This is a genomic window from Achromobacter spanius, assembly GCF_002966795.1.
Classification (GTDB): domain Bacteria; phylum Pseudomonadota; class Gammaproteobacteria; order Burkholderiales; family Burkholderiaceae_B; genus Achromobacter; species Achromobacter spanius_D.
On the sequence record NZ_CP023270.1, the window covers coordinates 3802703 to 3823920 of the forward strand.

General features: G+C 66.0%; 20 protein-coding genes. 9 read left to right on the forward strand and 11 right to left on the reverse strand.

What is annotated here, in order from left to right:
- Positions 1 to 4: 4 nt before the first annotated feature.
- The 3 genes from CLM73_RS17085 to CLM73_RS17095 are packed head-to-tail and all read right to left on the reverse strand — an operon-like array spanning position 5 to position 3744.
- Complete coding sequence (locus tag CLM73_RS17085) at positions 5 to 310, reverse strand: chorismate mutase (protein ID WP_105239443.1); 306 nt, start codon at positions 308 to 310, stop codon at positions 5 to 7.
- A 6-nt stretch (positions 311 to 316) separates the two neighbouring features.
- Entirely contained in the window at positions 317 to 2611 is a 2295-nt protein-coding gene (locus tag CLM73_RS17090) for a UvrD-helicase domain-containing protein (RefSeq protein WP_105239444.1), read from the reverse strand.
- The gene (locus CLM73_RS17095; protein ID WP_418904955.1) at positions 2608 to 3744 is read right to left on the reverse strand and encodes a fatty acid desaturase; all 1137 of its coding nucleotides are present in this window, start codon (positions 3742 to 3744) and stop codon (positions 2608 to 2610) included. Before CLM73_RS17095 ends, CLM73_RS17090 begins: the two co-directional genes overlap by 4 nt.
- On the opposite strand from CLM73_RS17095, the gene CLM73_RS29415 reads away from it, so the two are divergent.
- Complete coding sequence (locus CLM73_RS29415; RefSeq protein ID WP_400524621.1) at positions 3664 to 3840, forward strand: hypothetical protein; 177 nt, start codon at positions 3664 to 3666, stop codon at positions 3838 to 3840. The genes CLM73_RS17095 and CLM73_RS29415 overlap by 81 nt on opposite strands.
- A 433-nt stretch (positions 3841 to 4273) precedes the next feature.
- A complete protein-coding gene (locus tag CLM73_RS17100; RefSeq protein WP_234015657.1) occupies positions 4274 to 4561 on the forward strand; it encodes a hypothetical protein in 288 nt (95 codons plus the stop codon).
- Here the strand turns inward: CLM73_RS17100 and CLM73_RS17105 are convergent.
- On the reverse strand, positions 4545 to 5966 hold the full coding sequence (locus tag CLM73_RS17105; protein ID WP_325048268.1) for an RsmB/NOP family class I SAM-dependent RNA methyltransferase: 1422 nt from the start codon (positions 5964 to 5966) through the stop codon (positions 4545 to 4547). The two genes, CLM73_RS17100 and CLM73_RS17105, sit on opposite strands and share 17 nt — an antisense overlap.
- 1168 nt (positions 5967 to 7134) lie before the next feature.
- The gene (gene purN, locus CLM73_RS17110) at positions 7135 to 7800 is read right to left on the reverse strand and encodes a phosphoribosylglycinamide formyltransferase (protein WP_105241581.1); all 666 of its coding nucleotides are present in this window, start codon (positions 7798 to 7800) and stop codon (positions 7135 to 7137) included.
- Between the two features lie 101 nt (positions 7801 to 7901).
- On the opposite strand from purN, the gene CLM73_RS17115 reads away from it, so the two are divergent.
- The 4 genes from CLM73_RS17115 (at position 7902) to coaBC (ending at position 13616) form a co-directional block, all read left to right on the forward strand.
- Positions 7902 to 8867 carry a bifunctional riboflavin kinase/FAD synthetase gene (locus CLM73_RS17115; protein ID WP_105239447.1) on the forward strand — a complete coding sequence of 322 codons (966 nt, stop codon included), beginning with the start codon at positions 7902 to 7904 and terminating at the stop codon, positions 8865 to 8867.
- Positions 8857 to 11724: an isoleucine--tRNA ligase gene (gene ileS / locus CLM73_RS17120; RefSeq protein ID WP_105239448.1), complete on the forward strand. Its 2868-nt coding sequence runs from the start codon at positions 8857 to 8859 to the stop codon at positions 11722 to 11724. Before CLM73_RS17115 ends, ileS begins: the two co-directional genes overlap by 11 nt.
- A 2-nt stretch (positions 11725 to 11726) precedes the next feature.
- Positions 11727 to 12257, forward strand: coding sequence for a signal peptidase II (gene lspA, locus CLM73_RS17125; protein WP_105239449.1), 531 nt, complete (start codon positions 11727 to 11729; stop codon positions 12255 to 12257).
- 162 nt (positions 12258 to 12419) lie between these two features.
- Positions 12420 to 13616 (forward strand): bifunctional phosphopantothenoylcysteine decarboxylase/phosphopantothenate--cysteine ligase CoaBC, encoded by a 1197-nt coding sequence (gene coaBC, locus CLM73_RS17130; protein WP_105239450.1) that lies wholly within the window; start codon positions 12420 to 12422, stop codon positions 13614 to 13616.
- A gap of 102 nt (positions 13617 to 13718) precedes the next feature.
- Here the strand turns inward: coaBC and CLM73_RS17135 are convergent, their stop codons facing one another.
- The 6 genes from CLM73_RS17135 to CLM73_RS17160 all read right to left on the reverse strand — a co-directional run bounded on the left by CLM73_RS17135 (position 13719) and on the right by CLM73_RS17160 (position 19157).
- Positions 13719 to 14708, reverse strand: a complete 990-nt coding sequence (locus tag CLM73_RS17135) for a Bug family tripartite tricarboxylate transporter substrate binding protein (protein ID WP_105239451.1) — start codon at positions 14706 to 14708, stop codon at positions 13719 to 13721.
- Positions 14709 to 14822: 114 nt separating this feature from the next.
- Positions 14823 to 15512 carry an AroM family protein gene (locus tag CLM73_RS17140; protein ID WP_105239452.1) on the reverse strand — a complete coding sequence of 230 codons (690 nt, stop codon included), beginning with the start codon at positions 15510 to 15512 and terminating at the stop codon, positions 14823 to 14825.
- On the reverse strand, positions 15509 to 16438 hold the full coding sequence (locus CLM73_RS17145; RefSeq protein ID WP_105239453.1) for a DUF1177 domain-containing protein: 930 nt from the start codon (positions 16436 to 16438) through the stop codon (positions 15509 to 15511). The genes CLM73_RS17140 and CLM73_RS17145 overlap by 4 nt, the downstream gene beginning before the upstream one ends.
- Complete coding sequence (pepE, locus tag CLM73_RS17150) at positions 16435 to 17139, reverse strand: dipeptidase PepE (RefSeq protein ID WP_105239454.1); 705 nt, start codon at positions 17137 to 17139, stop codon at positions 16435 to 16437. The genes CLM73_RS17145 and pepE overlap by 4 nt, the downstream gene beginning before the upstream one ends.
- A gap of 62 nt (positions 17140 to 17201) precedes the next feature.
- Entirely contained in the window at positions 17202 to 17969 is a 768-nt protein-coding gene (locus tag CLM73_RS17155) for an IclR family transcriptional regulator (protein ID WP_105239455.1), read from the reverse strand.
- 147 nt (positions 17970 to 18116) lie between these two features.
- Positions 18117 to 19157: a metal-dependent hydrolase gene (locus tag CLM73_RS17160; protein WP_105239456.1), complete on the reverse strand. Its 1041-nt coding sequence runs from the start codon at positions 19155 to 19157 to the stop codon at positions 18117 to 18119.
- A 107-nt stretch (positions 19158 to 19264) separates the two neighbouring features.
- Between CLM73_RS17160 and CLM73_RS17165 the strand changes: the two genes are divergently transcribed.
- The 3 genes from CLM73_RS17165 to CLM73_RS17175 all read left to right on the forward strand — a co-directional run bounded on the left by CLM73_RS17165 (position 19265) and on the right by CLM73_RS17175 (position 21211).
- Positions 19265 to 19903: a DedA family protein gene (locus CLM73_RS17165; RefSeq protein WP_105239457.1), complete on the forward strand. Its 639-nt coding sequence runs from the start codon at positions 19265 to 19267 to the stop codon at positions 19901 to 19903.
- A 13-nt stretch (positions 19904 to 19916) separates the two neighbouring features.
- Complete coding sequence (locus CLM73_RS17170; protein WP_105239458.1) at positions 19917 to 20468, forward strand: hypothetical protein; 552 nt, start codon at positions 19917 to 19919, stop codon at positions 20466 to 20468.
- A gap of 92 nt (positions 20469 to 20560) precedes the next feature.
- Positions 20561 to 21211 (forward strand): dUTPase, encoded by a 651-nt coding sequence (locus CLM73_RS17175; protein ID WP_105239459.1) that lies wholly within the window; start codon positions 20561 to 20563, stop codon positions 21209 to 21211.
- The last annotated feature ends 7 nt before the right edge of the window (positions 21212 to 21218 follow it).

The window sequence follows — 21218 nt, forward strand, 5'->3', positions numbered from 1 at the left end:
GCGATTACGAGTACGGACGCTCGCGCAGGCGGGTATGGTTGTCGATCACCGTGTCGATCACTTCGCGCAGGATGGTTTCAGCCAGGTCGGGCGGCACGCCCGCTTCCAGCGCCAGGCGGCGGATGCGCTCGACCTGCTGGGCCTCGCGCCTGGGATCGACCAGGTCCATGCCGTGGTTGGTCTTCAGTTCGCCGATCATGTCGGTGCACCGGAATCGCACACCCAGCAGCAGCATGATCTGCTGATCGATCTCGTCGACTTCGGCGCGCAGGGACGCCAGCTCGGCTTTGGGGGAATCGTTGGTGGCCATATGTAGTCAACCCTGAACAATGTCGAGCTTGGCGATGCCCAGCGCCAACGTCTTGGCGCCTACGTCGCGGAAGTGGATTTCCGCCTGTGCGTCCTGACCCGCGCCGCTCAGACCGATGATGGTGCCGTCGCCGAAACGCGCATGACGGACGCCCTGACCCACACGATACTGCTTGTCGCCCACCGTGACGCCGGAAGCGACGCCGCGGGGTTGACGCGGCGCAATGGTGTTGGTCGGCTTGCGGCCGAAGGCATCGCCCCGGTTGCCGCCGCCCCAGCCCGCGCCCGTGGCGCTGAGCGGCGCCAAGCCGGCTTTGGGCGTCAGCCACTTCAGGTGCTGCTCGGGAATTTCGTCCAGGAAGCGCGAGCGCATCGCATAGCGCGTCTGGCCATGCAGCATCCGGCTTTGCGCCAGGCTGATGTACAGGCGCTGGCGTGCACGGGTGATCGCCACATACATCAGGCGGCGTTCTTCTTCCAGGCCGGCGGGCTCGAGAATGCTGTTCTCGTGCGGGAACAACCCTTCCTCCAGACCGGTGATGAACACGGCGTCGAACTCCAGACCCTTGGCGGCATGCACCGTCATGAGCTGGACGGCGTCCTGCCCTTGCTGGGCCTGGTTGTCGCCGGCCTCAAGCGCCGCATGCGATAGAAACGCGGCAACCGGCGTCAGGTTGTCGCCCGCGACCGGCGGCGCGTCCACCACGCCCGGCATGAGCGTGGACGACGTGTCGTGGTCGGGCACCACGCCGGCGGGCATGCCGTCGTAGTTTTCCTCGGACGCGAACACCGCCGCGGCGGTGATCAGTTCGTTCAGGTTTTCCAGCCGCTCGGCGCCTTCGCGCTCGGCCTTGTAATGGGCGTTCAGGCCGCTGGTCTCGAGCATGTGCTCGACCATTTCAGGCAGCGGCAGCTCACGCGTTTCTTCAATCAGGCGATGGATCAGTTGTGCAAACTGGGCCAGATTCGAGCCGCCCTTGCCACCGACCAGCGCCACCGCGCCATACAGGCTGGTGTCGTGCTGGCGCGCGGCGTCGGCCAACTGCTCGAGCGTGCGCGCCCCGATGCCACGCGTCGGGAAGTTGACGACCCGCATCCACGAGGTGTCGTCGTGCGGATTGGCCATCAGACGCAGGTAGGCAAGCGCGTGCTTGATTTCCTGGCGTTCGAAGAAGCGCAGGCCCCCGTAAACCTTGTACGGAATACCGGCGGAAAAGATGGCGTGCTCGATGACGCGCGACTGCGCGTTGCTGCGATACAGGACGGCGATTTCACGGCGGTCGCTGCCTTCGTGGATGAGCGAACGGATTTCGTCCACGATCCATTGGGCTTCCATGCCGTCGGAGGGCTGCTCGATGACGCGCACCGGCTCGCCTTCGCCCTGATCGGTCCAGAGATTCTTGCCCAGCCGGCCCGAGTTGTGGCCGATAAGGGCGTTGGCCGAATCCAGGATATGACCGAAGGAGCGGTAGTTCTGCTCCAGGCGGATGACGGTGCCGTGCGCGTAGTCGCGCTCGAAGTCGGCCATGTTGCCGACGTTGGCGCCGCGGAACGCATAGATGGACTGGTCGTCGTCGCCTACGGCAAAGATGGCCGCGCCACCGCCGGCCAACAGGCGCAGCCACTTGTACTGCAGCGTGTTGGTGTCCTGGAACTCGTCGACCAGGATATGCCGGAAGCGGCGCTGATAGTGTTCGCGCACGGGCGCGTTGCGCGACAGCAGTTCGTAGGCGCGCAGCAGCAGCTCGGCGAAATCGACCACGCCTTCGCGCTGGCACTGGGCTTCGTAGAGCTGGTAGATCTCGATCAGGCGGCGGCGATGGGCGTCGTAGGCTTCGACGTCAGGGGGACGCAGGCCCTCTTCCTTGGCGCCATTGATGAAGCGCTGCACGTCGCGGGGCGGGTACTTTTCGTCGTCGACGCCGTTGGCCTTCATGAGGCGCTTGATGGCCGCAAGCTGGTCCGTGACGTCGAGAATCTGAAAGCTCTGCGGCAGACCGGCGTCGCGGTGATGCGCGCGCAGCATGCGGTTGCACAGGCCGTGGAACGTGCCGATCCAGAGGCCGCGCGTATCGATCGGCAGGATCGCCGACATGCGCGCCAGCATTTCGCGGGCGGCCTTGTTCGTGAACGTGACCGCCAGCAGCCCAAAAGGCGAAGCCTGGCCGGTTTGAATCAGCCAGGCCATGCGGGTGGTGAGCACCCGGGTCTTCCCGCTGCCCGCCCCGGCCAAGACCAGGGCGTGCTGCGGTTCTAACGTTACTGCGGCGCGTTGTTCAGGGTTTAGCTTCTCTAGCATCATGCCGCGTAGCGGCGCAGATGTTGAGCGAACTGCTCAAGCCCAGCGATGCCGCTTTGCTGGGCCCGCTGGCACCAGGCCTGCAGGTCGTGAAGAAGCTGTTCGCTGCTGGCGCTGGAGCTTTCCCAGATGCGGCCGAGTTCGCGGCGCATCTGCACCAGCGTCGACAGCGACTGGTGCTGGGCGATGGCCTTGTCCACGGCAGCCAGTTGCTCGGGCTGCAGGATTTCTTCGTTGCGATGGATGGCACGGCGCACGCTGTGCAGCTTGGTGTAGCCGCATTCGGCGTTGCCTTCCTGGCGCGAGGCCTTGAGCTTGGCCAGTTCTTCGCGGGCAGCGCCCTTGATCACGTCCGCATAGCGGGCCATGACTTCGTAGCGGTGCGTGATCACGCCTTGCAGCGTGCGCAGGTCGATGCCCGTGCGGGAGTCGTCCAGCTTGAGCTTGGGCGCAACCTTCTTGATCTTGGCCAGGCCAAAGAACTTCAGGATGTTGATGTAGCACCAGCCGATGTCGAACTCGTACCACTTGGCCGAAAACTTGGCCGACGTGCCGTGGGCGTGGTGGTTGTTGTGCAGCTCTTCACCGCCAATCACGATGCCCCACGGGAACACGTTGGTGCTGGTGTCCGGGCTGTTGTAGTTGCGATAGCCCCAGAAGTGGCCGATGCCGTTGACGACGCCGGCGGCCCAGAAGGGAATCCAGGCCATCTGGACAGCCCAGACCGTGACGCCGACGGCGCCAAACAGGGCGACGTCGATGGCGAGCATGGCCAGCACGCCCCACAGGCTGTGCTTGCTGTAGACATTGCGTTCGAGCCAGTCGTCAGGCGTGCCGTGGCCGAACTTGGCCATGGTTTCCTTGTTGTTCGATTCTTCGCGGTACAGCTCGGCGCCGCGGAACAGAACCTTCCAGATGCCGAACAGCATGGGCGAGTGCGGGTCACCTTCCTTTTCGCATTTGGCGTGATGCTTACGGTGAATAGCCACCCATTCCTTGGTGACCATACCGGTCGTCATCCAGAGCCAGAAGCGGAAGAAGTGCATGACAGCCGGATGCAAATCCAGACCGCGGTGCGCTTGGCTGCGATGGAGAAAAACCGTGACCGCAACAATCGTGATGTGCGTCACGACCAAAGTGAAAACGACGATCTGCCACCAAGTCGCTTGGGTCAGGCCGCCGGCAATGAAGGAGAGGATGTAATCCATAAAGCTGTTATGAGCCTCGCATGAGAAGGTGGCTGAAAGTTTAGCGTACCTTAGCCGTCTGATGACAATCTAGTTTCAAAATAGTTATTGAGAGAAATCAAGGACTAAGCGGCGGTTTTGAGCCAAAAAGCCGCGCCCGACGCGCTTTGGGCGCGCGCAGAGCCTTTACTTGTGCTGCTGCGGCGGCTTTGCCCACAGGGAGACAGCATGAATTTCGCAGTCGCACCGGGTTTTGGCACTATTTGGCGTTTAAAGTTCCAGTCAGGCAAACCCGCGGTCTTGAAGGCGCCACGATACCGGGGCACACTGCACCCCGTTTCGCCCGCCAACTGTCTCATTTCTCCCACGAATGCCGCCCAACACCATGCGTCACCGCTTTTTAACTGCCCTGGCCGTGCTCGGCATGGCGATATCGGCCCCAACTTTGGCGCAAACGTTAAAGTCCGGGGACGTTGCCGTGCTGGCTTCCTACTACGAGATCCGAGGTTCGGATTGCCTGGCGCTACGGGCGCCGCGCGTGTCGATTACGCAGATGCCGACGCTGGGCAAGGCCAGCATCCTGCAGACGCGCGGGCAGTCCAATAATTCCGGGCGATGCGCGTACAAAGCGGTGCCCGTGGCGCAGGTGGTCTACCAGGCCGACCAGCCGGGTTCCGATACGCTGTCCTGGGAAGTGAAGTACCAGAACAAGACCATCGGAACCCGCCGCTACAGCGCGACGGTGGGAGTTACACCGGCTCCTTGACCTCGGTTTCCTTGACGTCAGGCGTTTTCACTTCGGCTCCCTCGACGGCGGCCTCCTCGGCCGTGACGGTTTGAGCTTCGGCTTGAACGTCGGCGTCGGCTTCAGCGCCGTCGGCCGCGTCGACCCGGCCGTCCTCGTCGGCGAGGTCGGTTTCAGCAGCCTCGGCGGCATCCGTGCCAGCGCCCTTCTTCTTGCGCTCGAAGACGGCGGCAAAGAAGCCATCGGTGCCGTGCAGGTCCGGACGCAATTGCACGTACGGGCCTTCCAGCTTCAGGGCCTCGCAGCGGGCGCCCAGGATTTCGGCGGCGTCCACGCGTTCAAAATCGGGGTGGCTGGCCAAAAAGCGCTCTGCCTGGACCTCGTTTTCTTCGGCCAGCAGGCTGCACGTGGCGTAAACCAGTCGGCCGCCGGGTGCGACGCAGCGGGCGGCGCTGTTCAGGATGCGTTCCTGGAGCTGACCCAGTTCCGCAAGCGCTTCGGGGTGCTGGCGCCATTTCAGGTCCGGATTGCGGCGCAGGGTGCCGATGCCGCTGCACGGTGCATCAACCAGCACGCGCTGGGCTTTGCCGGCCAGGCGCTTCACGCGGGCGTCGTTTTCGTTGTCGATCACCACGGGCACCACGTTCGAGAGGCCGCTGCGCGCAAAACGGGGCTTGGCGCGCGCCAGGCGGGCCGCCGAGACGTCGAAGGCGTACAGCCGGCCGGTCGAACGCATCAGGGCGCCCAGAAGCAGCGTCTTGCCGCCCGCGCCCGCGCAGAAATCGATGATCATTTCGCCGCGGCGCGGGGCGACCAGAAGCGCGAGCAGCTGGCTGCCTTCATCCTGGACCTCGATGCTGCCGTTTTCGAATTGGGGCCACCGGTTGATGGCGGGCCGGCCTTCCATGCGTATGCCCCAGGGCGAAAAAGGCATCGCCGTGGGCTCATAACGGCCCGCGCCTTGTTGCAATTCCGCCAGCATGGCGTCGCGCTCGGCCTTGAGCGGGTTCACGCGCAGGTCCAGGCTGGCCTGGCGGTTCAGGGCCTCGACCAGCGTTTCCGGGCTGTCCATGGCGCTCAGGCGCTCGTCCAGCCAGTCGGGGATGCTGCCGCGAACGGCGCGGGGCAAGGTGGCGACGTCGATACGGGTGACGCGTTGCAGCCACTCGGCCTCGGCGGCGTCCATGCCTTCCTGCAGGAACTGGGCGCCCAGGGTGGCATTCAGGCCCAGGATGGCGAGGCGGCGCGAGGCGGGACCAACACCGCTTTCGCCGTACTGGCGGTAGCGGCGCAGGTGGCGCAGCACGTCATAGACGGCCTCGGCGACCTCGGAACGGTCGCGCGCGCCCAGGTTCGGGTGATGGCGCAGCCAGTGCGACAGCGCGGCGTCTGCGGGATAGGTCCATTGCAGGATTTCGCCCAGCACGCGCTGCACCTGGTCGATGCGGATGGCCGCGTGCGACAGGCGGGGTCGATTGGACTGGGGCTTTTGCGGGGCATGATCGCGCTCGCCGCCACGCGACTCGCCGCGATGGCCGCCGAAGGAGGAACGGGAATCCGAACGTCCGTGCTCGTCACGACGGTCCTGGCCGTACGAATTACGTTCGCCACGGCTTTCGCCGCGATCCTGGCCGTAGGATCCGCGACCTTCGCCGCGTTGCCCGCCAAACGACGGGCGCGAGTCCGAGCGTCCCTGGCCTTCACGGCGATCCTGGCCGTACGAACCGCGTTCGCCGCGGCTTTCGCCACGATCCTGCCCAAATGAGCCACGGCTCTCACCGCGCTGGCCGCCGAAGGAAGAGCGGGAATCCGAGCGCCCCTGGCCTTCACGCCGGTCCTGGCCGTACGAGCCGCGCTCGCCGCCACGGCCTTCGCCGCGATCCTGACCAAAACCGCGAGCTTCGCCGCGCTGGCCGCCGAACGACGAGCGGGAGTCCGGGCGTTCTTGCCCTTCTCGGCGATCCTGGCCGTACGAAGCGCGTTCGCCGCCACGGGCACCGCCGCGATCCTGTCCATAGGAACCGCGGCCTTCGCCGCGCTGGCCACCGAACGACGAGCGGGAATCGGGGCGTCCCTGCCCTTCGCGGCGATCCTGGCCGTACGAACCGCGTTCGCCGCCACGGCCTTCGCCGCGATCCTGTCCATAGGAACCGCGGCCCTCGCCGCGCTGGCCGCCGAACGACGAACGGGAGTCCGGGCGTCCCTGCCCTTCGCGGCGATCCTGGCCGTACGAGCCGCGTTCGCCGCCACGGCTTTCGCCGCGATCCTGGCCAAAGGAGCCGCGGCCTTCGCCACGCTGGCCGCCGAACGACGGGCGCGAGTCGGGACGGCCTCGGCTTTCGCCACGCTCTTGGCCGTAGCCGCCGCGATCGCCCGCGCGTTCGTCGCGCGCGCGGTCGCCGGATTCGGCCCGGTCACGCGGCGCCGGTTTGCGGGCGTCGCCCTTGGGACGCGAGAAGAAAGACCGGCCGTCGCGGCCTTCCGAGCCGCCACCGAAGGAGCCGGCCGGACGGGAACGCGGGGATTGGGGTTTAGTCATGGTGTATTCCAATGGGGCGGAGGCGTTCCGCCCGAAAAATGCTTTTCAGGGCCGTTCAAGCGGCCGGCGACCAGGAAAAAAGGCGCACGGGGTCGCCCTGGACGGCCACGCGGTGATCGTTTGTCAGGGTAACCCGGCCTTCGGCGAGCCAGCGAACTGCAGCCGGAAAGGCCTGATGCTCGACGGCCAGCACGCGCTCGGCCAGCAACTCCGGGGTGTCCCCCGCCAGAACCGGCACGCAGCCCTGGGCGATGATGGGTCCGTGGTCCAGCACAGGGGTGACGAAATGCACCGTGCAGCCGTGCACGCGCACGCCGGTTGCCAGGGCTTGCGCATGCGTGTGCAGGCCGGGAAATGCGGGCAGCAGCGACGGATGGATGTTGACCAGGCGGCCGGCGTAATGATTGACGAAGCCGGGCGTCAGGACGCGCATGAATCCGGCCAGGATGACGTAGTCGGGCGCATAGCGGTCGATTTCGGCGGCCAGCGCGGTATCGAAGGCTTCGCGGCTGGCGTAGTCCTTGTGATACAGGGCGGCGGTGGGGATACCCTGGGCGGCAGCCCATTCGAGCCCGCCGGCATCGGGACGGCTGGCGATGACGGCGGCGATTTCCGCCGGCCAGCATTCGTCGCGGCAGGCCTCGGCCAGCGCCTGCATATTGCTGCCCCGCCCCGAGATCAGGATGACGAGGCGGCGCTTGATAGAAGAAGATTCCGGCAAGATGAACAATTCCAAGGGAAAACGGGCGGTTCCAACCCCATGACCCGGCGCGCGGGCGGGATAAGAACAAACCCGTAATCCAAAATTGTAAACTCTCGCTCGTGAAACCATCGCTGCGCATCTACCGATCCCTGCCCCCGCCCGACCGGCGCGCCCCCTGCGCGCTCACGATCGGCAATTTCGACGGCGTCCATCGCGGGCACCAGGCCATGCTTGCCCGTGTCTGCCAGGTGGCCCGCGAACGCGGGCTGACGCCGGCCGTGATGACCTTCGAACCGCACCCGCGGGAGTATTTCGCCACTCTCAACCAGCGCCCGGAACTGGCGCCGACCCGCATTTCGGGGCTGCGCGACAAGCTTGCCGCGCTGGCGCGCTATGGCGTTTCGCAGGTCGTGGTCGAGCGGTTCAATGCCCGGCTGGCTGAAATGTCGGCCAACGCCTTCATCGAACACCTGCTGGTGCAGGGTTTGCAGACGAAATGGCTGCTCGTGGGCGAAGACTTCCGCTTCGGGCACAAGCGCAGCGGCGATATCGACCTGCTGCGCGAAGCCGGCATGGTGCATGGCTTCGAGGTCCAGACGCTGGCGGACGTGACGGACCGCCAGGGCCATCGCATTTCCAGCTCCGAGGTGCGCACCGCGCTGGCGGTGGGCGACCTGGAGCGTGCGCGCCATCTGCTGGGCCACCCCTTCCATATCAGCGGCCACGTCATCCACGGCCAGAAACTTGGCCGCACGCTGGGTTTTCCCACCATGAACCTGCGCGTGGCCGAACGATGCGCCGCGCGTTCGGGCATCTACGTGGTGCAGGTTCATGGATTGGCCGACCGCGCGCTGCCGGCGGTCGCGAGCCTGGGCGTGCGCCCGACGGTCGAGGACCGCGGCAGAGTGCTACTTGAGTCACACCTGCTCGACGAGTCCGTCAACGCTTACGGTAAACTCGTACGCGTTGAATTCCTGCAAAAGCTGCGGGACGAAGAAAAATTTCCTGACCTCCCTTCCCTGACTGCCGCCATCGCCGAAGACGCGCGAAACGCGCGCGCCTATTTTGCCGTTCATGGACTATAAAAAGACCCTCAACCTGCCCGATACCCCCTTCCCCATGCGGGGCGACCTCGCCAAGCGCGAGCCCGCCTGGATTGCGCAATGGGAGGAAAACCACGTCTACCAGGCGATCCGTGCGGCCAGCCGCGGCCGGCCCCGCTTCGTGCTGCATGACGGCCCGCCCTATGCGAACGGCGACATCCACATCGGCCACGCGGTCAACAAGATCCTGAAGGACATCATCGTCAAGAGCCGCAACATGGCTGGCTATGACGCGCACTACGTGCCCGGCTGGGACTGCCACGGCATGCCCATCGAGATCCAGATCGAAAAGAAGTACGGCAAGCACCTGCCCGTGGCGGAAGTGCAGTCCAAGGCCCGCGCCTACGCCCTCGAGCAGATCGATCGCCAGCGCAAGGATTTCAAGCGCCTGGGCGTCCTGGGCGAGTGGGATCGTCCGTACATGACGATGAACTACAGCAACGAGGCCGACGAGATCCGTGCGCTGGGCCGCATCCTGGACAAGGGTTACGTGTTCCGCGGCCTGAAGCCGGTGAACTGGTGTTTCGACTGTGGCTCGGCGCTGGCCGAGGCTGAAGTCGAATACGCGGATCGCGTGGATCCGGCCGTGGACGTGGCCTTCCCGTTCGCCGAACCTGCCAAACTGGCCAAGGCCTTCGGCCTGGATTCGGTGGACGACGGCGCCATCGTCATCTGGACGACCACGCCCTGGACCATCCCGTCCAACCAGGCGCTGAACGTCCATCCCGAGATCGAATACGCGCTGGTGCGGGTCACCTCCGCTGACAAGCCCAAATTTGGCCCCCTGCTGCTCATCGCCAAGGAACGCGTCGAAGCCTGCCTGAAATCCTGGGAGCTCGAAGGCGAAGTCATCGCCACCGCGCCCGGCGAGGCCCTGTCGGGCATCGAATTCCGCCATCCGCTGGCGCAGTTCAACGCTGCCTACGACCGCAAGGCGCCCGTGTACCTGGGCGACTACGTGACGGCCGACTCCGGCACCGGCGTGGTGCACTCGGCGCCGGCCTACGGTATCGAAGACTTCGTGTCGTGCAAAGAGCACGGCATGAAGGACACCGACTTCATCAGCCCGGTCATGGGCGATGGCAAGTACGTGGACAGCCTGGCGCTCTTTGGCGGCCTGTCGATCTGGGACGCAAACCCGAAGATCGTCGAGGCGCTCAAGGAAGCCGGCGCGCTGATGCACGTCGAAAAGCACAAGCACAGCTACATGCATTGCTGGCGCCACAAGACGCCGATCATCTACCGCGCGACCAGCCAATGGTTCGCGGGCATGGATGTCGCCCCCAAGGACGGCAACCCCACGCTGCGCGAATCGGCGCTGGCCGGCATCGAAGCCACGGCGTTCTACCCCGCCTGGGGCCGCGCCCGTCTGCATGCCATGATCGCCAACCGTCCGGACTGGACCCTGTCGCGCCAGCGCCAGTGGGGCGTTCCGATGGCGTTCTTCGTGCACAAGGAAACCGGCGAACTGCATCCGCGCACCGCTGAATTGCTTGAGCAGGTGGCACAGCGCGTTGAACAAAACGGCATCGAGGCCTGGCAGGCGCTCGATCCCCGCGAACTCCTCGGCGACGAAGCCGACCTGTACGAAAAGAACCGCGACACGCTCGACGTGTGGTTCGATTCGGGCAGCACACACGCCACGGTGCTGGGTGGCAAGGACGGCGAATTTGCCGGGTCGCATGGCGCCGAACTCGGCTGGCCCGCCGACCTGTACCTGGAAGGCTCGGATCAGCATCGCGGCTGGTTCCATTCGTCGCTCCTGACCGGCTGCATGCTGTACGGCCAGCCGCCCTACAAGGCCTTGCTGACGCACGGCTTCGTGGTGGACGGCCAGGGCCGCAAGATGAGCAAGTCGGTCGGCAACGTCATCGCCCCGCAGAAGGTGTCGGATTCCCTGGGCGCCGAAATTCTGCGCCTGTGGGTGGCCTCCACCGACTATTCCGGCGAGCTGTCGATCTCGGACGAAATCTTGAAGCGCGTGGTGGAAGGGTATCGCCGCATCCGCAACACGCTGCGCTTCCTGTTGGCCAACCTGGCCGACTTCGACGCGGTGTCGCAATCGGTGCCTTACGGCGACCTCTTCGAGATCGACCGCTATGCGCTGGCCATGACGGCGCAGATGCAGTCCGAGGTGCAGGCCAACTACGAACGCTACGACTTCCATCCGGCCGTCTCGCGCCTGCAGACATTCTGCTCGGAAGACCTGGGTGCGTTCTACCTGGACATCCTGAAAGACCGCCTGTACACGTCGGCCCCGGGCAGCCGCGCCCGCCGTTCGGCGCAGACGGCCCTGCTGGACATCACGCAGACGCTGCTCAAGCTGATGGCGCCCATCCTGTCGTTCACGGCGGAAGAGGCCTGGAAGGAACTGGTTGGCTCCGCCCTGAAGAACCAGGCCGACGCGGCCCGCGCCACGATCTTCACCGAGGTCTATCACGTGCTGCCGCCGTTTGCGGACGCCGATGCCCTGACCGCCAAATGGACGCGCCTGCGCGCCATCCGCGCCGAGGTCCAGCGCAAACTGGAAGAAGTGCGCACGGCGGGCGACATCGGTTCGTCGCTACAGGCCGAAGTCGACCTGTACGCCAACGGCGAAGATCAGCAATTGCTGGCCAGCCTGGGCGACGACCTGCGCTTTGTCCTGATCGTCTCGCGCGCCGCCGTGCACGCGGGCGAAGGCGAGACCCGCATCGAGGTCACGCCGTCGGCCCACAAGAAGTGCGAACGCTGCTGGCACTGGCGTCTTGACGTCGGCCAGGACGCCGATCATCCCGAGATCTGCGGCCGCTGCGTGTCCAACCTGTTCGGCTCGGGCGAAGCCCGCGACAAGGCTTGAACATGGTCCGCCCCTCCGCACCCGGGGTGACGGACGCCGCCCCCGCCCGCGCCGCACCGGCGCGCGTGGGCGGCTGGCTGGCGCTGGCTCTGCTGATCATCGTGCTGGACCAGTTGACGAAGGTCTACTTCAACACGTCGTTCCAGTACGGCGAGCGCGTCAACATCCTGCCCTTCTTTGACTTCACGCTGGTATTCAACCGTGGCGCCGCGTTCAGCTTCCTGGCGTCCGAAGAAGGCTGGCAGCGCTGGCTGTTCACCGGTCTGGGCTGCGTAGCGGCGGTGGTCATCGTATGGATGCTGCGTCGCACGCACGGCCAGCCGCGTTTCAGCCTGGCGCTCACGCTCATCCTGGGCGGCGCCATCGGCAACGTCATCGACCGCGTGGTGTATGGCCACGTGGTGGACTTTCTGCTCTTCTACTGGAACGATTGGCAGTTCCCCGCCTTCAACCTGGCGGACGTCGGCATCACCTGCGGCGCGGTGCTGCTGGTGCTGGACGAACTGCTCCGTGCCCGCAAGCCGCAGGCCTGACGAGACGGGGGGCATTGCGCCCCCCTTCCCTTTCTGCTTTCCGCAGCTTTCGTCCGGTTTGATGCCCCCTCTAATGCATGACGAACGGCGTATTGCGGCAATGCAGAATAAAATCCCTCTCACTTCCACGATTTCGCGGCACTAACCCGCCGCCCCGTCCTCATGCTCGATCTCGCCCGCAAACGCATCGTCCTCGGTATGACCGGGGGCATCGCCTGCTACAAAATCGCCGAGCTGGTGCGGCGCATGACCGAACAAGGCGCCACGGTGGACGTGGTGATGACCGAGGCGGCCACGCACTTCATCACGCCCGTCACCATGCAGGCACTGTCGGGCCGCCCCGTGTTCGTCGACGCCTGGGATGCGCGCGTGCCCAACAACATGGCGCACATCGACCTGACGCGTGGCGCGGACGCCGTGCTGATCGCGCCCGCCAGCGCCGACTTCATGGCCAAGGTGGCGCACGGCATGGCCGACGACCTGCTGTCCACGCTGTGCGTGGCCCGCGCCTGTCCGCTGCTGGTGGCGCCCGCCATGAACCGCGAAATGTGGGCCAACCCGGCCACGCAGCGCAACGTCGAAACCCTCCGCGGCGATGGCGTCACCATACTGGGTCCGTCAGCGGGCGAACAGGCCTGCGGCGAAACCGGCGATGGCCGCATGCTCGAAGCCCACGAGATCCTGACCGACCTGATCGCCTTCTTCCAGCCCAAGCTGCTGGCCGGCCGCCACGTGCTGCTGACCGCCGGGCCCACGTCCGAACCCGTGGATCCGGTGCGCGTGCTGAGCAACCGCTCTTCCGGCAAGACGGGCTATGCGTTGGCCCGCGCTGCCCGCGAGGCCGGCGCCCGTGTCACCCTGATCACCGGCGCCACATTCCTGCCCATTCCGCGCGGCGTGACTGCCCTGCCCGTCACCACCGCGCGCCAGATGCACGACGCCGTCATGGCCAGCGTGGGCGACGCGGACATCTTCATCGCGGTAGCCGCAGTGGCGGATTGGCGCGTCAAGAACGTGAGCACGCAGAAGCTGAAGAAAACCAGCGAAGGCGGCGGCGCGCCGCTCATGGAATTCGAACCCAATCCGGACATCCTGGCCGAAGTGGCCAAGCTTGAGAACGGCCCCTGGTGCGTGGGCTTTGCCGCCGAAACCGAAAAACTGGCCGAACACGCCGAAGCCAAGCGCACGCGCAAGGGCATCCCGTTGTTGGTCGGCAATCTGGCGCACAAGGTCATGGACGCCGACACCACCGAACTGGTGCTGTTCGACGCGCAAGGCACGCACCCGCTGCCTGCCGGCAACAAGCTGGACGCCGCGCGCCGCCTCATCGCCGAGATCGCGGCGCGCATGCCTGTCTGACGCGGCGGTGTATTTCGGGGCGCGGACCCTGCCATAAAAAACGCCAGGCCCTCTCGGGTCTGGCGTTTTGCTTTGCAGCGGCTCAAAGCCGCTCGCTGCGCCTTACTGCTCCAGGCTGATATTCGCGGCCTTGACGATGTCCGCCCATTGCTTGCGGTCGTTTTCAAGAAACTCGCTGAACTTCTCGGGCGACATGCCGGTGACGGGCTCCGAACCCAGGCCGGCCATCTTCTCGATCAGCGCGGGCTGCTTCAGCACGTCCTGCAGCGCGGCGTAATACGCGGCCAGCACGTCGGCGGGGACACCAGCGGGTGCGAACACGCCTTGCCACGTCGGCATGTCAAAACCCTTCAGGCCTTGCTCGTCCAGCGTGGGCACGTTGGGCAATTGCGCGGCGCGCTTGATCGAGGCCACGGCAATCGCCTTGACCTTGCCTTGCGACGCCAACGGCGCGGCGGTCGAGATGTTGTCCATCGTCATCGCGATGTGGCCGCCGAGCAGGTCGGTGATCACGGGCGCGGCGCCGCGGTAGGCGGCGTGCGGCACCTTGACGCCCAGCTTGTACAGCATGGTCTCGGCGATCAGGTGGTTGGAGATGCCGACGCCCGCCGTGCCATAGGTGGCCGTCGGCGTTTTCTGGAAATACTCCTTCAGCTCGGCCAGATTGTTGGCCGGCACGTCCTTGTTCACGATGACAACATTGGGTTGCACCGCGGCCAGCGTGATGGGCGTGAAGTCGGCGGGCTTGTAGTTCGTGCCCTTGGGATTCAGGACGTGGGTGATGGCCATGGAACCGGCCGCGGCGATGCCGATGGTGTAGCCGTCGGCGGGCGCCTGGCTCAGGCGATACGCCATGATATTGCCGCCGGCGCCGGCCAGGTTCTCGACGACGACCGGTTGGCCCAGGCGCGCAGACAGCGGCTCGGCCAGCAGGCGGGCCAGCGTGTCGGCGGAACCGCCGGGCGCGAAGCCCACGAGCAGGCGCACGGGTTTGGCAGGCTTCCAGGCGTCGGCGGCATGCGCGGAAGTGGCCGACAGCGCGGCGACGGCGAATAGAGCGCCAGCGGCGCGGTGCAGGGTACGGCTGATCATAAAAAAAACTCCCAACGATTGATTGACGAAGTCGGCTTCGTCTCCTCTCGCCGCTCGCCCGGACCGGCCGCGCGAACCTGTGCGGCCGGAACTTCGGGATTGCGTCCGGCGGCGTTATTCCAGTATTTGTGCCAGGGCCTGCGCCACCAGGCAGTTGGACAGCAGCACGGGGCGGCCCGACGCCTGCGCCACGATCTGGCGCATGTGCTGCGCGTAGCCCATGCAGTGCATGACGATCAGGTCGCATGACGCCAGTTCGCGGCCGGCAGCTTCGAAGTTGCGGGCCGCCTGCTGCGCGTCGGCCTCATAGGGCGAGGCGTGCACGACCTGCGTTTCGCATTCCAGCGGGACGACCATGTGAAAGGCATCGACCTGCGCTTCCAGCGGAACCACCAGCCCGACCTTGCGGCAATGCTGCGCCAGACCCGCGACGAGGTGATCCACGACCTGCTGCGGTTCCACCACAAGGGTGCGCATGGGCGCGATGGCCGTGCCGGTGCACAGCGGCACCAGGATGTCGTAGCCCTGCCCGTCCGCCTGGCGCATCACGTCGGCCAAACGCGCCTCGGCAGCGGCGGCATCCAGTTCGATCTGGGAACCGTCGCGCATGCGCGTGGCAAAGCGGTACTCGCTTGGGCGCGGCGCCAGTGCGGCCAGCGCGGCGGCATCCAGGCCGTCGAGCGCGCCGAACTCGTCGATGCGCACGTGGGCGCCGAGCACGGGCGCCATCTCGGGCACCACGTCGCTGCGCGGCGATTGGCCGATGGTGAAGAACGCGACGCGGCGCGATGTATGGGCGCTCATTGCGTGGCGCCGTCTTCGCGGCCGACGGTCTGCAGGTGCGCCATCGAACCGTAGCGGGCCTGCAGTGCGCCCCACTCGGCGTCGTCGAAGAAGGTCATGGCGCGCTGCCCGTAGAGCTTGGCGATCTCGATGCAGAAGCGCATGGCGACGTCGGCATCCACGGCGTTGGTGACGCCCGTGGCGCAGCCCGGCACGGTGGTCTGCGCCGTCAAGGCCACGCCGACGACCGGCGCGTCCGTGACGATGGCCGGCTGCATCAGGGAGTTCACATGCCACAGGCCGTTTTCGTAGGGCGTGATGTCCTGCGTGGTCAAGGGCAGCGTCACCGGCAGTTCGCCGCTGACCCAGCCCATGACGTCGAGCATGGTCTCGGGGATGCGCAGCAGGTAGCCCTGCTTGGCAACGGGCGTGAGCGCCACGCCGCGCTTGTTGACCAGGCGGTTGCCGCGCGTCGTGTCCACCGACAGGATCGCGTCCATGCGGGGATCCACTTCGTGCGACATCATCTCGCGCATGGGGAACGGCGAGCGCATCATCGGCACCGGATGATGCGGGCGCGTGCCGGCACGCGGGCAGATGTGGGTGCGGATGCGGACCGTGCCGGGCAGCACGTCGCCCTGCTTCGCCATCGCCATCAGCTTCATCGCGGCTGCAATGGCCACGACCGCGCCGTCGCTGTCGGACACCAGGCCCGTCACCGCAGGGCGCGCGCCGATGCCGCCCAGGCGGCCCACGATGCCCAATTGCGGGGCTGAATCATCCGCGCCGGGAATGACGATGGACAGGAAGTCCGTGGCCAATCCGTCACGCGCAAGATGCGTAACCTCAACTTCGCAATTGCCGGCGTCGCGCAACACCTGCGCCACGGACTCGCCCGTGACGTGCGCGGACGACAGCAATTCGATGACATCGATCACCTGCTTCATGCCGGAATCTCCACCGGGCCGGGACGGAACATGCGCGGTTCTTCGCGGCCCAGGAAGAGCGGCGCATCGTGCGGGCCGACCAGCGCGATCTGGTGGCCGCGCACGCGCAGGCCTGCGCCTTCGGGCAGGCCCAGCACCGGCATGGCCGGATTCAGCGTGCAGAACTCGGCGAGGCGCTGCGCGCGCGTTTCGCCGCGGTGGCCGGGAGGGTGCGCGTTGGTGTAGTGCGGATTGATCTGGAAGGACAGCAGCGCCAGTGCGTCAAAGCCCTGCGGATCCGTGATGGGCATGTCGTTCGTCGTGCAGATGGTGGGGCACGTCAGGTTGGAACCCGCGCTCCAGCCCAGGTAGGCGGCGCCTTCGCGCACGCGCCGCGCCACGACGTCGAGCAGACCCTGGCGGCGCAATTGCCCCAGCAAATTGAACGTGTTGCCGCCGCCGACGATGATGACCGACGCGCCCTCAAGCGCCGCGACCGGATCCTGCGCGGTGTGCAGGCCCTGGATGGCCAGGCCCGTGTCCGCCAGCGCCGACGTAACCAGCGCCGTGTAGTCATCCCAATTGCGCGTGACCCCGGCAAACGGCACGAACACGGCCGACGAGCCTTGCGGCAGGGTTTCGATCAGTTCGCGGATGTCGGCCATGGCGTGCACCAGATAACCGGCGTCGCTGCTGGAATTGCTGAGAAGCAGAAGGTTCATGAATGAGGTCCGATGAGTGAAGGTTCTGTAAGGCTGGATTCGTTCGCAACTTGTTGGAACGGTCAGGCCAGCCAGTAGGGATCGTTGAGCTCGCGGCCAAGCGCGCCGACTTGCTGCAGCACGGACTCGCGCAGCACCGCCACACGCGCGGCATCGGCCTGGAACGAGACGAACGACAGGCATAGCCCGCGCAGTTCGCCGGTGGCCGGGTCGCGCACGGCCGCCGCGACGGCACCGATGCCCGGCATGGCCTGGTCGATGGCGACGCCGCAGTGGTCCACGCGTGTCTGCGCCACCAGGCGTGTCAGGTCGCCAACGGTGGCCGGACAGTCGCGTCCTTCCACGGGCAGGGACTGGGCGGGATCGGCGCCATACAGGGCCTGGAATTCGGCGTCGGTCAGGCGCGACAGCAACGCCCGGCCCATTGCCGTGCCAGATGCGGCACGGCGCGATCCGGGCGGCGACAGCACCTGCACCGGATGCGAGCCGTTCAACCGTTGCAGCACGACCGTTTCCCGCTGATTCAACGTGGAGAGATAGGCCGTCAGCCCGCTGTCGTCCGACAGCCGGGCCAGAACGGCGCGGCAGGCCTCGTCCATCGGCGTGGCGGCCATGCCGGCTCGCACGGCCTGCGCCAGCAGCGCGCCCGCGCGATAACGGCGCGTGGCGGGGTCCTGATCGAGCATGCCGTAGTGCTGCATCTGGTTCAGCAGACGCGATGCCGTGCTCTTTGGCATGGCGAGGCGCGCGGCGACCTCGGTAAAGCTCAATTCGGCCGCACCCTCTGCGTACAACGACAGCACGCGTTGGACGCCGTCAAGAATACTCATATTTGTTCCATAAAACGGAACCTAAGTTCCTCATTAGGGAACAAGAATAATGCAAGCGACGGAAACAGGTCAATACGGCCACGGAAAAGAAAAAGGCTCCCGGATCACGGGAGCCTTGGTCGCGCGAGCCGTCAGCCCGTCTTGTGCCTACTGCTTCGCCAGCTCGGACCACTCGGCCAGCGGCAATGGCGGTTGCGCGTGCAGGATGCGGCCGAGCACCAGCTTCAGTTCATCCCAGCCGCCACGGTCGGTCGGCCAGACGGAAGGCGTGACCGCGCGCCAAGCGCCGTCCGGCGTGCGCTCGGCCATCTTGAAGCGAAAGGTGTAATGACCCGCCATGCCCATGCGCAGGTCCGACACGACCAGCGCATTGCCGATGACGTCGTACCGCAGCCAATCGTCCGTGAACCAACGCAGCCGTTCGTGCAGCGGCTCGCCCGTCAGCACGCGTCCGGCCTCCAGATTGAGCGGCAGCCGCACCCATTCCGGCGGATCGCGGTCGAACAGGCTGCTGACCGATTCGTAATAGTCGCCATCGCCGGTCTTGGCGAACACCCGCCACACCAGGGTGTTGAACGGCATGGGGACCGCGCGTAGCTGCGTCACGGTAATGCCTTGCGCCTGCATGGCGTCCCGCACGCGGTGCTCGGCCGCCATGCGGCCGCCCAGTCCGAAGCCCAGGTAGAGCGTGCTGAAGACCAATGCCCCCACCAGCAGCCGGCGCGCGGTGCGCGTCATGCCCACGCCGAGGGCGAACAGCACACCCAGCAGCAACGGCACGGTGTACACCGGATCGATGATGAACACGGTCGACCAGCTTTCTGGCGTAAGCGCCAGCGGCCAGAACAACTGGGTGCCGTAAACGGTGAACGCATCCAGGATGGGATGCGTCACCAGGACCAGCCATATCGTCAGGAACAGCCTGCGCCCGCCATAGGGCGCATTGGGCCAATACTTGCGTATCAGCCACGCCAGCAGCATCGCCAGGCCGGTCAGCACGAACACAGAATGCGAGAAGCCGCGGTGATACGTCATGAGCGACACCGGATCCGGGTAGCTCATCAGGACGTCCAGATCCGGCAAGGTAGCAAGCGCCGCGCCATAGATGAGGGCGCGTCTGCCCTGCACGCGCCCCAGCATGGCGCCTTGAATGCTGGCGCCCAGCACCGCTTGTGTAACTGAATCCATGTTTCTCCAACGTCGAGCGTTACGCCAAATGGCCTAGCCGCGTTCCGGCCAGCCGCGCAGGCGTTAACATACCCGATTGCGTTCAGCTAATTTTCAACTTTGCATTCATGGATGAATACATCACCCAGATCGGCCAGTTCATCGAAGCCAACCAGGCTTGGGCCGGACCGATCACCTTCCTGCTTACGCTGGGCGAGTCCATGGTACTCCTCGGACTTTTCATTCCCGCCACCGCCCTGATGCTGCTGACGGGCGGCCTGATCGGCGCCGGCACGCTGGCGCCGTGGGGCGTGATCGCCTGGGGCATTGCCGGCGCCATCGTGGGCGACGCGCTCTCGTATTATCTGGGCCGCTGGGCGGGTCCCGGCGTACTGCGGCGCTGGCCGCTGAAGCAACAGCGCACCGGCGTGGCCCGGGCGCGGCTGTTCTTCTACCGCTATGGCTTTGCGTCGGTGCTGATCGGCCGCTTTCTGGGCCCGATCCGCTCCACGATTCCCACCGTGGCGGGCGTGATGGGCATGGCGCATGGCCGCTTCCAGCTGGCCAACGTGCTCTCGGCGGTACTGTGGATGCCGCTGATGCTGGCACCCGGCTATATCACCGCGCGCAGCCTGGGCACGGCGCAGAATGCGCAGCAGATCGCCATGATGATCGGCGCGGGGCTCTCGGTTTTGCTAGGATGCGGGCTTCTCCTCGCCATGGTGCGCAAGCGCCGCCAACCGGTGCGCGTGCGGCGGGGCAATTGATCCGGAGAGCGTCATGGCCATCGATGCCGAGCCCAAGAACGGCGATTTCGCGCGCTATATCGAAGAGTTGACCAACGCGAAAGGCGCTTCGCCGGGCCGCATCGCCAGCCGGCGCGAAGCGCGCAGGCAGACGGCACCGGTTGCCGTTCCAATGCCCGTGGCCGTACCGCCCTCCCCGACATCCGGCTCGCTGTCGGACGCGCCCTGGGGCAACACCGGATCTTCGTCATCACGTTCGCACACCGCAACGCAGGCGCCTCTGGCGACGTTCCCCGGCCAGCCCGACGAGGCCAACATCACGCTCGCCCGGCAGGCGCGGTCACGCAAGATCGGCGCCGTGCTGACGGTGGCCGGCATCATGGCGGGTTGGGCCGCGGCCAACATCGCTTTCCGCGCGTTTCACAGTCCCCGGTTCGAACTGGACGAACTGATGCCCGCCGTGTTCCTGGCGTTTTTCGCCTTCATGCTGTTCAAGGCGGCCAGCAGCGCGCGCAATCCGCGCAAGTCGCCGCTGAACAAGCTGCCGCCCATGACCCCGTCGTCATACCGCAAGGACGGCGCCTGAATCGCCGGGGCGTGGCCGACTGGCGTTGGTGCTAACATTTCCGGCCATTGAACCAGCCCCCTCCCGGAGTGAAAGTGAACAACGTAGTCGGATTGAACCAGGCCCAGGCGGCCACGATGCTGAAGCTGCAAGGCCATCTGAACAGCATGATCAATCCGGACTGGGTCAACGGCGGCGCCCGCTTCCTGCGCGCCGCGTTCGTTGAATCGGCCGAAGCCCTGGAACACTACGGCTGGAAGTGGTGGAAGAAGCAGACCATCGACCTGCCGCAGGTCCAGATGGAACTGGTCGACATCCTGCACTTCTACCTGTCGCACACGATCGTCCAGTCGGCTGGCGACGTCGAAGCCGCCGCGCGCGCGTTGGTGACCGACCTGGCCACGCCGGCGACGGTCGCGCTGGACGGCAAGACCTATGCGCTGGACGCGCTGAACGTGCCGGAACTGCTCGAGCTGATCGGCGGGCTGGCCGTTTGCGGCCGGGCCAGCTTCAAGGTCCTGGAGCAGACGATGACCGCCTGCGAGATGACCTGGAACGACGCCTACACGCAGTATGTGTCCAAGAACGTGCTGAACATCTTCCGCCAGCAGCACGGCTACAAGGAAGGCACCTACATCAAGATCTGGAACGGCGAGGAAGACAACGTCGTGCTGGCGCGCCTGCTGTCGCAGCAGGATCCCGCCAGCGCGGACTTCGCCGACGTGCTGCATCGCGAGTTGGAAGCCGCGTACGCCAAGCTGTAAGCGGCGT

What these genes read in the sequence shown, in the direction of transcription:
- CLM73_RS17085 (WP_105239443.1), bottom strand. Translation starts at nt 310, where the DNA reads ATGGCCACCAACGATTCCCCCAAAGCCGAGCTGGCGTCCCTGCGCGCC.
- CLM73_RS17090 (WP_105239444.1), bottom strand. Translation starts at nt 2,611, where the DNA reads ATGATGCTAGAGAAGCTAAACCCTGAACAACGCGCCGCAGTAACGTTA.
- CLM73_RS29415 (WP_400524621.1), top strand. Translation starts at nt 3,664, where the DNA reads ATGCAAATCCAGACCGCGGTGCGCTTGGCTGCGATGGAGAAAAACCGT.
- ileS (WP_105239448.1), top strand. Translation starts at nt 8,857, where the DNA reads ATGGACTATAAAAAGACCCTCAACCTGCCCGATACCCCCTTCCCCATG.
- lspA (WP_105239449.1), top strand. Translation starts at nt 11,727, where the DNA reads ATGGTCCGCCCCTCCGCACCCGGGGTGACGGACGCCGCCCCCGCCCGC.
- coaBC (WP_105239450.1), top strand. Translation starts at nt 12,420, where the DNA reads ATGCTCGATCTCGCCCGCAAACGCATCGTCCTCGGTATGACCGGGGGC.
- CLM73_RS17135 (WP_105239451.1), bottom strand. Translation starts at nt 14,708, where the DNA reads ATGATCAGCCGTACCCTGCACCGCGCCGCTGGCGCTCTATTCGCCGTC.
- CLM73_RS17140 (WP_105239452.1), bottom strand. Translation starts at nt 15,512, where the DNA reads ATGAGCGCCCATACATCGCGCCGCGTCGCGTTCTTCACCATCGGCCAA.
- CLM73_RS17145 (WP_105239453.1), bottom strand. Translation starts at nt 16,438, where the DNA reads ATGAAGCAGGTGATCGATGTCATCGAATTGCTGTCGTCCGCGCACGTC.
- pepE (WP_105239454.1), bottom strand. Translation starts at nt 17,139, where the DNA reads ATGAACCTTCTGCTTCTCAGCAATTCCAGCAGCGACGCCGGTTATCTG.
- CLM73_RS17155 (WP_105239455.1), bottom strand. Translation starts at nt 17,969, where the DNA reads ATGAGTATTCTTGACGGCGTCCAACGCGTGCTGTCGTTGTACGCAGAG.
- CLM73_RS17160 (WP_105239456.1), bottom strand. Translation starts at nt 19,157, where the DNA reads ATGGATTCAGTTACACAAGCGGTGCTGGGCGCCAGCATTCAAGGCGCC.
- CLM73_RS17165 (WP_105239457.1), top strand. Translation starts at nt 19,265, where the DNA reads ATGGATGAATACATCACCCAGATCGGCCAGTTCATCGAAGCCAACCAG.
- CLM73_RS17170 (WP_105239458.1), top strand. Translation starts at nt 19,917, where the DNA reads ATGGCCATCGATGCCGAGCCCAAGAACGGCGATTTCGCGCGCTATATC.